At 65.7% G+C, this 13,869-nt stretch carries 13 protein-coding genes; 6 read left to right on the forward strand and 7 right to left on the reverse strand.

Features of this window, described 5'->3' with window-relative positions:
- Window positions 1–32 precede the first annotated feature (32 nt).
- Complete coding sequence (locus BR47_RS0107395) at window positions 33–1,178, reverse strand: TIGR03364 family FAD-dependent oxidoreductase (protein ID WP_029119085.1); 1,146 nt, start codon at window positions 1,176–1,178, stop codon at window positions 33–35.
- Between the two features lie 187 nt (window positions 1,179–1,365).
- On the opposite strand from BR47_RS0107395, the gene BR47_RS0107400 reads away from it, so the two are divergent.
- Window positions 1,366–2,124: an SDR family NAD(P)-dependent oxidoreductase gene (locus BR47_RS0107400; protein WP_029119086.1), complete on the forward strand. Its 759-nt coding sequence runs from the start codon at window positions 1,366–1,368 to the stop codon at window positions 2,122–2,124.
- 1 nt (window position 2,125) lies between these two features.
- Here BR47_RS0107400 and BR47_RS0107405 read toward each other — a convergent pair whose 3' ends face one another.
- The gene (locus BR47_RS0107405; protein ID WP_029119087.1) at window positions 2,126–2,788 is read right to left on the reverse strand and encodes a TetR/AcrR family transcriptional regulator; all 663 of its coding nucleotides are present in this window, start codon (window positions 2,786–2,788) and stop codon (window positions 2,126–2,128) included.
- A gap of 70 nt (window positions 2,789–2,858) precedes the next feature.
- Here BR47_RS0107405 and BR47_RS0107410 point away from each other — a divergent pair, with 70 nt between their 5' ends.
- Window positions 2,859–4,304, forward strand: coding sequence for a carotenoid oxygenase family protein (locus BR47_RS0107410; protein ID WP_029119088.1), 1,446 nt, complete (start codon window positions 2,859–2,861; stop codon window positions 4,302–4,304).
- 17 nt (window positions 4,305–4,321) lie between these two features.
- Here the strand turns inward: BR47_RS0107410 and BR47_RS0107415 are convergent, their stop codons facing one another.
- The 3 genes from BR47_RS0107415 to BR47_RS0107425 are packed head-to-tail and all read right to left on the reverse strand — an operon-like array spanning window position 4,322 to window position 7,727.
- The gene (locus tag BR47_RS0107415) at window positions 4,322–6,211 is read right to left on the reverse strand and encodes an alkyl/aryl-sulfatase (protein WP_020099461.1); all 1,890 of its coding nucleotides are present in this window, start codon (window positions 6,209–6,211) and stop codon (window positions 4,322–4,324) included.
- A gap of 32 nt (window positions 6,212–6,243) precedes the next feature.
- Window positions 6,244–6,735 carry a metallophosphoesterase family protein gene (locus BR47_RS0107420; RefSeq protein ID WP_029119089.1) on the reverse strand — a complete coding sequence of 164 codons (492 nt, stop codon included), beginning with the start codon at window positions 6,733–6,735 and terminating at the stop codon, window positions 6,244–6,246.
- 11 nt (window positions 6,736–6,746) lie between these two features.
- Window positions 6,747–7,727, reverse strand: a complete 981-nt coding sequence (locus tag BR47_RS0107425; protein WP_029119090.1) for a phosphotriesterase family protein — start codon at window positions 7,725–7,727, stop codon at window positions 6,747–6,749.
- A 127-nt stretch (window positions 7,728–7,854) separates the two neighbouring features.
- Here BR47_RS0107425 and BR47_RS0107430 point away from each other — a divergent pair, with 127 nt between their 5' ends.
- From BR47_RS0107430 to BR47_RS29970, 3 genes are all read left to right on the forward strand, one after another.
- The gene (locus BR47_RS0107430; RefSeq protein WP_029119091.1) at window positions 7,855–8,319 is read left to right on the forward strand and encodes a hypothetical protein; all 465 of its coding nucleotides are present in this window, start codon (window positions 7,855–7,857) and stop codon (window positions 8,317–8,319) included.
- 179 nt (window positions 8,320–8,498) lie between these two features.
- A complete protein-coding gene (locus tag BR47_RS0107435) occupies window positions 8,499–8,897 on the forward strand; it encodes an MmpS family transport accessory protein (protein WP_029119092.1) in 399 nt (132 codons plus the stop codon).
- Window positions 8,898–8,965: 68 nt separating this feature from the next.
- Window positions 8,966–11,785, forward strand: a complete 2,820-nt coding sequence (locus tag BR47_RS29970; RefSeq protein WP_036426932.1) for an MMPL/RND family transporter — start codon at window positions 8,966–8,968, stop codon at window positions 11,783–11,785.
- On the opposite strand, the gene BR47_RS0107445 is transcribed toward BR47_RS29970, so the two are convergent.
- The gene (locus tag BR47_RS0107445) at window positions 11,742–12,530 is read right to left on the reverse strand and encodes an MBL fold metallo-hydrolase (protein WP_029119093.1); all 789 of its coding nucleotides are present in this window, start codon (window positions 12,528–12,530) and stop codon (window positions 11,742–11,744) included. The two genes, BR47_RS29970 and BR47_RS0107445, sit on opposite strands and share 44 nt — an antisense overlap.
- Entirely contained in the window at window positions 12,527–13,084 is a 558-nt protein-coding gene (locus tag BR47_RS0107450) for an ester cyclase (RefSeq protein WP_029119094.1), read from the reverse strand. The genes BR47_RS0107445 and BR47_RS0107450 overlap by 4 nt, the downstream gene beginning before the upstream one ends.
- A 100-nt stretch (window positions 13,085–13,184) precedes the next feature.
- Here BR47_RS0107450 and BR47_RS0107455 point away from each other — a divergent pair, with 100 nt between their 5' ends.
- Window positions 13,185–13,868 (forward strand): TetR/AcrR family transcriptional regulator, encoded by a 684-nt coding sequence (locus BR47_RS0107455; RefSeq protein ID WP_036426933.1) that lies wholly within the window; start codon window positions 13,185–13,187, stop codon window positions 13,866–13,868.
- Window position 13,869: the final 1 nt, after the last annotated feature.

The following is a 13,869-nucleotide window of genomic DNA, read 5'->3' on the forward strand; positions in this document are numbered from 1 at the left end:
CTTCCGTTGTGGTGGTTGGGTTTTGGTGTGACTCAAACAGTTGCGGGAATGCTCGTCGACGACAGCGCCCGCTCGACGGCGGCAGCCGCCAGGCCCAGGCCGGTGGTCATGCCGATCCCGGTGGTGACCGTCACGACGTGGGTGCGTGCCACCGGCTCCTCGATAAGGAACTCCTGCCCCGGCGCCGAGCAGTAGACGCCCTGCCAACGTTCGCTGACTTCGATGTCGTTGATGCCGAACAGTTTTCGGGTTTGGTCGAGCAGGATGTCGAAGCCCTGCTCGGACTGGAACGGCGTGGCCGTGACTTCCCGGATATGGGTGTCGCCGATCAGTAGCGAGCCGTCGGGCTGCGGCGTGAACATCAAGTGCAGGTCGATGTCCACCGCGGCGGGGTGCTCGTCCCGCAGTCGCTGTGCGACGGCACCGACGCTGGGCAGGTCCTCGAAACCCGCGTACCGCAGCAACGACCAACCGGTGAACAGCGGCGCCGGGAGCGTGAACGCCAGCGGCAGCCTGGCCCGGATCATGTGCAGCCGGCACCGGAGCAACCCGTCGCGCTCAGCCAGTTCGGGGAAGAGCCGGTCGATGTCGTAGTTGACGGCGATGAAGGTGGTCTCGGTGCGTATCGGCCCGCGCGAGGTATGCACGACACCCGGTTCGAAGCCGAAAGCCGCGGTACGCCAATGGAAGTCGACGCCTTGCGATTCCAGCCACCGCGCGATGGCCGGCACCGCGGTTCGCGGGTCGACCTGAAGGTCGCCCGGTAAGTACATGCCTCCGACGACGCGGGGATCACGCACCGGTACGCGGTCGACCATCTGCTGATGGTTGAGCAGGTGCACGTCACCACTGGGCCGGACGTCGACGAATTCACGCATGACGGCGAGTTCGTCCTCGTGGCGGGCCACACAGTAGGTGCCCGCCTGCTTCGACCAGAACCCGGCTTGCCGGGACAGGTCCAGCCAGTGCGCCCGGCCGGCCCGGGCGTAGTCCAGCGCGACACCGTTCTGCGCGGTGATGCACGCGTGGCCGAAGTTCTGCACCGACGCCCCGGCCACACCGGCGGCGTGATCGACGACGGCGACCGCCAGTCCGCGCCGGTGGGCGTGATAGGCGTGCGCAAGGCCGACGATTCCAGCTCCTACGACCACGACGTCGTAGCTCAGTTGATTTGGCATGGCATAACAGTGCGGCACGTCGCCATAGTTGTCAATACAAGTTATGGGCTAATTCAGTACTCGTATATATAAGTGTAACGGTGTGTGAACGTGCGGGAAACAATGCCGATGGCGCACTACGCAGCACGGGACGGTCGCCATGACAACATGGGCACCAGCACGCCACCCCAGCATCAAAGGAGCCGCCATGGGGTACGCCGACGAACTGTTCGACCTCACCGACCGGACGGTCCTGATCACCGGGGGCAGTCGCGGCCTCGGCCGGGAGATGGCGTTCGCGGCGGCCCACTGCGGCGCCGACGTCGTCATCGCCAGCCGGAACCTGGAGTCGTGTCAGACCACCGCCGACGAGATCGTGGAAGCAACCGGGCGGGCCGCGCTCGCCCACCAGGTGCACGTCGGCCGCTGGGACGAACTCGACGGCCTGGTCGACGCCGCATACGCGCGGTTCGGCAAGGTCGATGTCCTGGTGAACAACGCCGGGATGTCGCCGCTGTACGAGTCGTTGGGCTCGGTGCCGGAGAAGCTGTTCGACGCCGTGGTGAACCTGAACTTCAAGGGACCGTTCCGATTGTCGGCTCTGGTCGGCGAGCGGATGGTGGCCGACGGCGGCGGGTCGATCATCAACATCAGCTCGTCAGGCTCACTGCGGCCGGACGCCTACATGCTGCCGTACGCCGCCGCCAAGGCCGGATTGAACACGCTCACAGAGGGTTTCGCGAAAGCATTCGGCCCGACAGTGCGGGTCAACACCCTGATGGCGGGGCCGTTCCTCACCGACATCAGCAAGGCGTGGGGTGCGGATCCGTCGAGCGCCTTCCGCTCGTTGCCGCTGCAGCGTGCCGGCGATCCTCGCGAAATCGTCGGCGCCGCACTGTTTTTGATGTCTGACGCATCCAGCTTCACCACCGGTTCGATCCTGCGGGCCGACGGCGGTTTCGCCTAGCTCACAGGTGACCGCTCGCCACGAGCACCGCGGTCGCGGTGGCGAGTGATTCGTTGACGCGCTCTCGTTCGTCACCCATTCCGACGAGGAAATCGACGATCATCGGGGTGAGGATGTCCCGCAGCCCGTGGCCTTCCGCGCCGAAGAACCCGGCCATCTCGAGCATCACCGCACCGTGGCACATGCTCCAGATGCGGCCTGCGACAGCGGCTTCGCCGTCGTCCCGGATGCGCCCGGCCTCGGCCATCCGGCGGACCGAATCACAGAGCGTCTGGAAGGACGCGTCGCGCGACGTGGCATGACCGGTCACCGTCAGATCACTGCGGACGCTCGACAACGATGCCGGAACCGTCGTGCCGAACATCAACTGATAGTGCTGGGGATTCTTCAGCGCGAACCGGCGGTAGGCGGCGCCCATCGAGAAGAAGTCCGCCACCGGATCCTCTGTGTGCGGGATGGCCGCCAGCGCTGCGCCGAACCGCGCGAAGATCTCGGCCGACAGGGCGTCGACCACTCCGGTCATCGAGCCGAAGTGGGTGTACACAACCATGGTCGACGTGCCCACCTCGGCGGCGAGCTTGCGCACCGTCAGCGCCTGGAGACCATCGCGTTCGAGGATCACGATGCCGGCTTCGATCAATTGCCGGCGGATTTCTTCGCTCACCCTTGCAGTCCTCTCATAACAGTGTTATACCAGTAACCGCAGCCAATAACACTGTTATGGAGGTTCTGGGATGACCAACCGCTACCTGGAAGGCGCGTTCGCGCCACTGCACGACGAGTACACCCTGACCGACCTGTCCGTCACCGGCACGATCCCGGACTACCTGGACGGCCGCTATCTACGCAACGGCCCCAACCCGATCGGCGAAATCGACCCCGAGCTCTACAACTGGTTCCTCGGTGACGGCATGGTGCACGGCATCCGCCTCCGCGACGGCAAGGCCGAGTGGTATCGCAATCGTTGGGTGCGTGGGCCGTTGACGACGGCCGCGCTCGGCGAGGGCACGCCGGACGGGCACGGCAGCCCGTTCGGCATCGGTGCCAACACCAACGTGCTGGGACACGGCGGCAAGACCCTGGCGCTGGTCGAAGGCGGCGGGGCGAGCTACGAGCTGACCGACGAGTTGGACACCGTGGGCGCATGCGATTTCGACGGCACCCTCAGCGGCGGCTACACCGCACACCCGAAGCGTGATCCGGAAACCGGTGAACTGCATGCGGTTTCGTACAGCTTCACCCGCGGCAACACCGTGCAGTACTCGGTGATCGGTACCGACGGCCGGGCCCGGCGCACCGTCGACATCGAGGTCCACGGCAGCCCGATGATGCACGATTTCTCGCTCACCGAGCGCCACGTCATCTTCTACGACCTGCCCGTGAGCTTCGATACGAAAACCATCGCGGAAATGGCGGTACCGAAGGCACTGCGACTGCCGGCCCGACTGCTGTTGTCCTCGGTGATCGGCCGGGTCAAGATTCCCGATCCGGTCATCGCACGCCAGTCGAGCTTCCGATCGAATGACCGGCGCTTCCCGTACTCGTGGAACCCCAAGTACCCGGCGCGCATCGGCGTGATGCCCCGCGACGGCGGAAACGCCGACGTGCGCTGGTTCGACGTCGAACCGTGCTACGTCTTCCACCCGATGAACGCCTACGACTCCCCCGACGACAACACGATCGTCCTGGACGTGGTGCGGCACCCGAAGATGTTCGACACGGACCGCATCGGCCCCAACGAAGGGCCGCCGACGCTGGACCGGTGGACCATCGACCTCAGCGCCGGCAAGGTGCTCGAAGACCGCGTGGACGACCACCCCCAGGAATTCCCGCGCGTCGACGAACGCCTGGTCGGCAAGCGTCACCGTTACGGCTACGCGCCGACGATCAGCGAGGGCGCCGCCGGGAGCGACACGTTGCTCAAGCACGACTTCGTCGGCGGCAACACCGCCACGCGCTATTTCGGTGCCGGGAAAGGGCTGGGCGAGTTCGTCTTTCACCCGTCGTCGGCAACCGCCGCAGAAGACGACGGCGTGCTGATGGGCTTTGTCTACGACGCCCCGACCGACCGCAGCGAGCTGGCGATCCTCGACGCCCAGACACTGCAGGACGTCGCGAGCATCAAACTGCCGCACCGCGTGCCGGCCGGATTCCACGGCAACTGGGTGCCGACCGTCTGACGGGCCGGCCGGCCCGGCTACGGCGTGATGATGTTGAACGCCGGGTCGGGCCGGTCGATCGCGCCCAGCAGCGTGGGCAGGGCGGTGGCGTCACCGGTCACCTCGACACCCGGCGAGCTGGTATCGCCCGCGGCAAACGCCAAGAGCCGCAACTTGTTCGCCAGCGTGACGGTGGCCTGCGCGGTATCCGGGTCGGCGGCGACCTTGCGGTACACCAGCACACCGTTGCGCAGGCTCAGCCGGTAGTTGGTCGCGACGTCCTGGAACGTCACGTCGATGGCCAGATTCAGGTCCCACGCCCGCGGACCGTTGATGTTGATCGCGAAGGTGTCGAACATCTGCTCCGGGGTCAGCTGCGCGAGCAGTGTCGGCGAGGAACTCTGCGTCGGGGTGCCGAAGTTGCCGACCCGCAACTCCGTGGCGCCCGACAGGAAGAAGTTGCGCCACACGGCGTTCTCGGCGCCGTAGGCCATCTGCTCCAGGGTGTCCGCGTACAGCGTCCGGGCCGCGGCATGGTGCTCGTCGGTGAAGATCGCGTGGTCCAACAGGGTTACCGCCCAACGGAAGTCACCCTCGTCGAACGCGGCCTGCGCCAACTCGACGACCCGGTCGATGCCACCCATGGCCGCGACGTAGCGCGGCGCCGCGGCGGCCGGCGGGTGCTGCCAGAGCCGCCCCGGATTGCCGTCGAACCAACCCATGTAGCGCTGGTAGACGGCCTTGACGTTGTGGCTGACCGAGCCGTAGTAACCGTGCGTGTGCCAGGCCTTCTCCAACGCCGGCGGCATCTGGAAGGTCTCGGCGATCTCGATGCCGGTGTAGCCCTGGTTGAGCTGGCGCAGCGTCTGGTCGTGCAGGTAGGCGTATAGATCCCGTTGCAGCGACAGGTATTCGACGATGTTGTCCTGCCCCCACGTCGGCCAGTGGTGTGACGCGAAGACCACGTCGGCGCGGCCGGAGAAGGTGTCGATGGCCTCGGTCAGGTAGCCCGCCCAGCCGTGCGGGTCACGGACCAGCGCGCCGCGCAGCGTCAGCAGGTTGTGCAGGTTGTGGGTGGCGTTCTCGGCCATGCACAGCGCGCGGAATTGCGGGAAGTAGAAATGCATCTCGGCGGGTGCCTCGGTGCCGGGCGCCATCTGAAACTCGATCTCGACGCCGTCGATGGTGTGGGTTTCGCCCGTCACCTTGATGTCGAGCGTCGGCACGATCAGTGCCACCTCACCCGTCGACCCGACCTGTCCCAGGCCGCAGCCGACCTGACCCTGCGGACCTCGGTCGAGCGCGGCGCCGTACATGTAACCCGCGCGGCGTGCCATTGCCGTTCCGGCATAGACGTTTTCCTGCACCGCGTGCTCGGTGAAACCCTCCGGCGCAATGATTACGACGTCACCCGCATCGACCTCGCCCTGCGACGTCACGCCCAGCACGCCGCCGAAGTGGTCGGCGTGGCTGTGCGTGTAGATGACGGCCCGGACCGCACGATCGCCGCGGTGCGCGCGGTACAGCGCCAGCGCCGCCGCGGCGGTCTCCGTGGAGATCAGCGGGTCGATGACGATGATGCCGGTGTCACTCTCGATGAAGCTGATGTTCGACAGGTCCAGGCCACGGACCTGGTAGATGCCCGGCACCACCTCGTAGAGGCCCTGCTTCGCACACAACTGGGACTGCCGCCACAGGCTCGGGTGCACGCTGTCCGGTGCGTTGGTCGCTCCTGGCCCGAATAGGAACGAGTAGGAGTCGTTGTCCCACACCACTCTTCCGTCGGCCGCGGTGACGACGCACGGTTCCATGGCGGCGATGAAGCCGCGGTCGGCGTCCTCGAAGTCCCGGGTGTCCGCGAACGGGAGCGTCGCGGTGTGGGCGCGGTTGGCGGCGGCAATGGCATCGGTGGGCGGCTTCTGCTCCATGCCGACCAACCTAGCGTCAATTACCCCGCGGGCTAGAGCTTATGCAGCACCACATCCGACAAGGTGCCGCCACCGACGGCGGCCGTCATGTACGTGCAGTGCGGCTGACGCCGGCGGTCGGTCGGCGAGCCGGGGTTGAGCAGCCGCAGCCCGGTTGTCGCAGTGCTGTCCCACGGAATGTGGCTGTGCCCGAACACCAGTACGTCGGTGTCGGGGTACAGCCGGGCCATGCGCGCGTCACGTCCCGCGGACGCGCCGGTCTCGTGCGTGACGGTGAACCGGACGCCCTCGAGCGTCACGTCGGCCCGCTCCGGCAGACGGGCCCGCAGGTCCGCGCCGTCGTTGTTGCCCCAGCAGGCGACCAGCCGCGTCGCTCGCCGCTCGAGTTCGTCGAGCAGCGCCACGTCCACCCAGTCGCCGGCGTGCAGCACGACGTCGGCGCGGGCCACCTCGTCCCAGACCCGCGCCGGCATGTCACGGGCTCGTTTGGGCACGTGGGTGTCGGAGATCAGCAGTAGACGCATCTCGCTGCGGCTCAACTGATCTCGCCGCTGAAGTACCGGCGGGGATTCTCGACCAGCATGGTGGTGATCTGTTGGTCGGTGACGCCGCGTTCGCGCAGCGCGGGCAGCACGTCGTCACTGATGTGGGTCAGGTTCCAGTTGGGCACCGCGGCCAGTTTGCCCTCATGCGAGAACCAGTCGATGAAACACGAACTGTCATGCGCCAGCACCATCTTCTCGGCGTATCCGCGTCTGGCGAGCTCTGCCACGGTGTCGACCCGCTGCTCGAACGGCAGCAGGATGTCGAGCCCGAAGCGGTCCATGCCGAGGTACGAACCGGCGTCGGCGAGCGCACACAGGTAATCGAGATCGGTGCTGTCGCCCGAGTGCCCGATCACCACCTTGGTGAGGTCGACGCCTTCCTCCGCGAAAACCTTCTGCGCGACGAGTCCGGAGCGGCTGTGCACGTCGGTGTGCACGGTGATCGGCGCGCCGGTCTGCACGTGGGCCTGGCCGACGGCGCGCATCACCCGCTCGACTCCCGGCGTCAGCCCCTGATGCTCGATGGCGCACTTCAGGAACGCCGCTCGCACACCGGTACCGCCGATACCCTCCCGGATATCCCTGACGAACAGCTCGACCATCGGCTCCGGGGTGTCGAACAGCAGGCCCGGGCCGGTGTGCAGGAACTGGAACGGCACGTCGTTGTAGGTGTAGATGCCTGTCGCGACGACGATGTTGATGTCGACCTGCTCGTTGACCCGCTGGATCCGGGGCAGGTACCGGCCCAGCCCGATCACCGTCGGGTCGACGATGGTGTCGATGCCGCGTGACTTGCATTGGCGCAGTTGGTCTATCGCGTCGGCGACGCGGGCGTCCTCGTCCCACTGCGACGGATAGTCCGGGAAGTTCTGCCGGATCTCGTCGCCCAGGATGAACACGTGCTCATGCATGAGCGTGGCCCCGAGGCGGTCGACGGGCACCGGGCCCCTGACGGTCTGCACGTGCGTCATCACGGTCAGTCTGTGTCATGAGCGGTCGAGCATCAAGACCATATATCAATCGAGTTGACAAGTACCGTGTGTTGCCAGTTAGCTGAGGTAACGTCCCACCCATCTGCGAACTGCAAAGGAGTGCCCCATGGATTGGAACTTCCTCGGCACCGACTGGCACCTGTTCGGCAAGCTGGCCGACGTCGCCCTACTCACGCTGCTGTTCGCCGCGACCGTGATGTTCTTCTACATCCAGCGCCTGCGAAAACAACCACAGTTACCGATCGCCGAAAACGTCCGAGCCAAGCAGACGGTGCTGACGAAGGTCCGCAAGCGCCAGCCGATGACCGCCGAAGAGCTGGAATATGCCACCCAGGTGATCGACAATCAGCGGACGTTGATGACATTCGCGATTCCCCTCACGATCTTTTCGCTGGGGTGTTTCTACGTACTCGGCAGTCTCGAACAGCTCCACGGCGCAACCCCTTCGGAGCGAACCTTTCTCGGGGTCATCGCCATGATCTCGTCCATCAATGTGACCACCCAGATCTTCCGCGTGATCAAGCTGAAAAAGCGGCTCGGAAACGTCACCTTGGTGGATTCTGGGAATTAGCTGGACGCTCTCACCTCGCCTTTCTATTCCACGGAATATGTGGAAAGCCGCAGGCGTCCAATCACTGATAGTGTTTACGCCGATTCATCTCAAGTTAGTTGATATATAACTCGCCGACGTCGAAAGGTGATCGAGTGAGCCAACGCTCTACCGCCCGACGATTCCTCGCACGGGCCTGGATGCCGTTGATCGCCCTCATCGCGATCGGCGTCGGCGTGCTGTGCATGGTCAAGGTCCACGAATTCTCCGAGCCGGGACCGGTGCTGGCCGTCAACCCGCCGCAGGCGCCCCCGGAGTTCACGCCCAAGACGCTCACCTACGAGGTGTTCGGCACCCTCGGGTCCGGTGGCCTACTGTCGTACGTCGACATCAGCGGACACCCCCACAAGGTCGATCTCACCGAACTGCCGTGGTCGCATACCGAGACCACCACCCTCACCGTCGTCTCCGGCAGCATCTCGGTCCAGGTGCACGGCGGCACCGTCGGCTGCCGGATGAAGGTGAATGACGTTGTCCGCGACGAACAGTCCGACGAGCACGGCAACGCCGACGTCGCCTGCCGGGTGAAGTCCGCGTGACCGACACCGACACCGCCCCGATCGCCCGCCCGGCGCACAGCGCGGCCAAGCGCCCCTTCGTCCCCAGAATGGTTCGCCTGCTGGCGATTCCGATCATCGTCTTCTGGGCCCTGCTCGCGGTGGTCACCAATACCTTCGTGCCGAAGATCGAAGATGTCGCCGAGGAACTCGCCGGCCCGATGGTGCCGACCTACGCGCCGTCCCAGGTGGCCATGTTGGCCATCGGCAAGGAATTCCACGAGTCCACCTCCACCAGCCTGACGATGCTGGTGCTGGAAGCCGATCGCGGCCTGACCGAGCAGGACCGCGACTACTACGCGGGCCTGGTCCGCACGCTCAACGCCGACACCACGCACGTGCAGTACGTCATGGACACCTGGGGCAAGCCCATCACCGCCGCCGGTGCACAGAGCCTCGACGGCAAATCCGCCTACGTCCTGCTCCGGCTCGCCGGCGACATCGGTCAGATGGAGGCCAACAACTCGGTCGACGCCGTCCGGAAGATCGTCCAGAACTCCAATCCGCCTGCCGGCCTGAAGGTTTACGTCAGTGGCGCCGCACCTCTGGCGGCCGACACCGTCGAGATCGCCAACTCCAGCCTGAACAACATCACCATCGCGACGATGTTCCTGATCATCTTCATGCTGTTGCTGGTCTACCGCTCCGTCGTGACGATGCTGGTGCCGTTCTTCGGGGTCATCCTGCTGATGCTGTCGGTCAAGGGCGTCATCTCGGCGTTCGGGCACTACGGCTTCATCCCGCTGTCGTCGTTCGCCACCAACATGGTCATCTCGCTGACCCTCGGCGCGGGTACCGACTACGGCATCTTCCTCATCGGCCGATATCACGAAGCCCGCCTGGCCGGACAGAGTCGTGAGGACGCGTATTACACCGCCTACAAGGGCGTTTCGCATGTCATCGTCGGCTCGGGCCTGACCATTGCGGGCGCCTGCGCGTGTCTGACGTTCGCTCGGCTGAACTACTTCCACACCATGGGCCCCGCCGTCGCGGTGAGCATGCTGATCACCATCGCCGGCGCCCTGACCATCGGACCCGCCCTGCTCAGCGTCGGCAGCCTCTTCGGGCTCTTCGACCCGAAACAGGAAGTCAAGGCGAAGCTGTACCGGCGTATCGGCACCGCCGTGGTGCGCTGGCCCAAGCCGATCCTCGTCGCCAGTGTCGCCGTCGTCTCGGTGGGCGCGGTGTTCGTGCCGACCTACCGCGTCAGCTACGACGACCGCACCTACCAGCCGTCAGATGCCCCGGCCAACCAGGGCTTCCAGGCCGCCGACCGGCACTTCCCCAAGAGCAAGCTGTTCAGCGAGATGCTGATGGTCCAGTCCGACCACGACATGCGCAACTCCGCCGACTTCATCTCGCTGGACCGGGTAGCCAAGGCCCTGATCCGCTTGCCCGGCGTGGCGATGGTCCAGAGCATCACCCGCCCCATGGGCCGCGCGCTCGAGCACGCCTCCATCCCTTACCTTTTCACCACCCAGGGCAGCGGCAACGGACAGCAGCTGCCGTTCACCCAGCACAACAACGAGAACACCGCGAAGCAGGCCAAGATCACCGCGCACAGCATCGAGGTGTTGAAGAAGACGGCCGACCTGACTCAGACACTCGCCGACGAGCTGCACAACACGGTACTCACCCTCGAGGACATGGAGCAGGTCACCAACGACATGCGCGACGCCGTCGCCAACCTCGACGACTTCATGCGCCCGCTCCGCGCCTATTTCTATTGGGAACCACACTGTTTCGACATCCCGGTGTGCTGGTCGTTCCGGTCGCTGTTCGACGTGATCGACAAGGTCGACAACCTCGCCGCCGATATCGGCAAGGCCGTCGGATCCTTCGAGGTGATCGACAGCCTCATGCCGCAGATGGTGTCGCTGCTGCGGCAGACCGTGGCCGACAACCAGGCGCTGCTCGCGCTGATCGTCAACAACTACGGCCCGACCGACATTCAGAACAAGAACACCGACCAGACCTTCGACGACATGATCAACGTCGGCAACGACTTCGACGCGTCGCGCAGTGACGACTTCTTCTACATCCCCCGCGAAGCGTTCGACAACGACGACATCAAAACCGGTATGGCGCTGATGATGTCGCCCGACGGACATGCCGCACGCTTCATCGTCACGCACGAGGGCAACGCGATGGGACCCGAGGGCATCGAGCACGTCGAGCAGTTCCCCGACGCGATCAAGATCGCGCTGAAGGAGACGTCGCTGGCCGGGTCGAAGATCTACATCGGTGGATCGGGGTCCAACAACAAGGACATCCAGCTGTACGCCAAGAACGACCTCATGATCGCGGCCATCGCCGCCTTCGTGCTGATCTTCCTGATCATGATGATCATCACCCGATCGCTGGTGGCCGCCTTGGTGATTCCCGGCACCGTGGCGTTCTCCTATGCCGGCGCGTTCGGGTTGTCGGTGCTGATCTGGCAGCACCTGATCGGACTACCCCTGCACTGGCTGATCCTGCCGCTGACCTTCATCGTGCTGGTGGCGGTCGGCTCGGACTACAACCTGCTGCTGGTCGCCCGGCTCAAAGAGGAAATCCACGCGGGCCTGAACACCGGCCTCATCCGCGCGCTCGGCAGCACCGGCGGCGTCGTGACCTCCGCGGGCCTGGTGTTCGCGTTCACCATGCTGGCCATGCTCTCCAGTGATCTGCGGACCATCGGCCAGATGGGGTCAACGGTCTGCATCGGCCTGCTGCTCGACACCCTGGTGGTGCGGTCGTTCATCGTGCCGTGCCTGGTGCGGCTGCTGGGCCCGTGGTTCTGGTGGCCGACGTTCGTCCGGCAGCGGCCGCTGCAGCCGTACAAGCCTAGTTGGCCGCTTGCCACAGCAGCTGCGGATCGTGGGCATTGACCAGGAACAGACCGGGTTCGCCCGCAGCCCAAAGTTCGCTAAGGCGTTGATGATTGGCCTGGACCTTCGTCCAGTCGAAGGCAACTGAGCGTTCCATCAGACGCAGGGCCCGCGGCGCGGTGTCGCTGCCGTCGAGCTGGCCGCGATGGTAGAAGCTGTCACCGACGTGTAGGACCCAGCGGTCCCCGGCGTCGACGGCCACCGCGGCGTGCCCGCGGGTATGCCCCGGCAGGTTGATCAGGACGATGCCGTCGGCGATCTCGGTGAGCTCTTTCGCGCCGGGGAAGCCGCGCCACGACTCGGCGCTCGACGGTGCGTGCTCGACCAGGATCGGGCCGTGCGAATAGCCGGCCGGCAGGTACCGCTGCTTCTCGACGAGCGTCTTCGGATGCAACGCGGCGAACGCCTCGGCGTCAGTGAGATGCACTTGCGCCCAAGGGAAGTCCGCCAGACCTCCCACGTGGTCGGCGTCGAAGTGCGTCACGACGATGTGCCGCACGTCGCGGGGCTCGAAGCCGAGGCGGCGAATTTGGTTGATGGCGGCTTCGTTCGGATCGAAGACCGGGCGGACGTAGAAGCGGGCCGGGCCGAAGCGACTACCCGGCGACTCGGCATCCCGCAGCCCCAGCCCGGAGTCGACGAGCACGAGACCGCCCGGCGTTTCGACGAGCAGTACGTGGCAGACCAATCCGTCGGGCACGAAACGCGGGTGCATGGTGCCGCAGTTCAGGTGGTGGACCCTCATGTCAGGTCTGCCGGGGCCGTCTCGATGAGCCGGGCATCGGGTTGGCTGGACATGGCCAGCAGCCCCCGCAGCCCGCGGATGACGGTGGGCCAGTTTCGCGGATCCCGCAGATTCAGCCCTCCCACAAGCTGTTTCAGCATCGTCAGCGTGTCGAAGTAGATGCGTTCGGCGACCAGGTTCTCGTTCTCGTCGAACACGAAATAGGCCGTCATCCGGGTGCGGTGCCGCGAACCCGTGGCCGGGATGCCACCGAGCGGGCCGAGATGCGTTCCGAGGAGCCAGAATTCGACGATCACGGCATCGGCGCTGTGTCGCAGCGCGATGATCTCGTGGTCCTGATCGGGAAACGCGACGCGAGTGTCGTGGTAGTAGCCGCGCACATCGGCATCACCGTCGTGGACGGTGAGCGTCGGGATGATCTCGTAGTGCGGATGCGGAAAGGTCGCGAGCACGTCGTCCCAGTCCTGGCGGACCTCGTCGTGGAAGTGGTCGAGCACGAGCTTCTCGCGGGCCCGCAACACCTCGACGGAAGGGATGGCAAAGCGGTGCGTCATGGCGCCTCCTCGAACTGCACATTATTTCCACACCGTGGGATTATTATGACAATAATCCCACGGTGTGGAAATTTGCAAGGCTCTGGGCAACAATGAGGCCATGAACGCGGCCACCCCGACTCCCCGCCGCGGACGGCCACCGAAGGCGCTGGCACAGCTGACGCGATCCACGATTCGGGAAGCGGCGCTGACCGTCATCGACCAGGACGGCATCGCCGCGGTCAGCATGCGGTCCGTCAGCCGCCTGCTCGGCGTCGACGCCAAGAGCCTGTACCACCACGTCGCCGACAAGGACGATCTGCTGGACGCGGTCGCCGAACATCTCCTCGGGCAGCTGCGGCCACCGGCACCCACCGGCGAGCTGCGGACCGACCTGCGCGCCCTGGCCTACGAGTTCCGGCGCGTGACGCTCGCCCACCCGGAGGCCGCGACTCTCGTGCTGACCCGGCAGATGTCGACCCTCGCCGGACTCGCGCCCGTCGAGGCCCTCCTGTCGATCCTGCATCAGGCCGGCGCCGGCCCCGAGCTCGCCGTGCGACTCACCCGCGTCCTGGTCGCCGCCGTCGTCGGGATGCTGCTGCGCGAGGTCTCCGCCGGCCCCACCTTCGGCAGTGGAAAGCCCGCCGACATCGCCGCCCGGCAGGCCGAACTCGAAGATTCCGCGCTCCCGGAAGTGGTTGCGTGCGCACCTTTTCTCGCCCGGTTCGACCGGGACCAGGAATTCGCGTCGGGCGTGGACTTGCTCGCGGATTTCGCCGCATTCCAGCTGGTGAGCCTGACATAGT

The sequence above is a fragment of the Mycobacterium sp. UNC410CL29Cvi84 genome, assembly GCF_000686745.1.
Lineage (GTDB): Bacteria > Actinomycetota > Actinomycetes > Mycobacteriales > Mycobacteriaceae > Mycobacterium > Mycobacterium mucogenicum_B.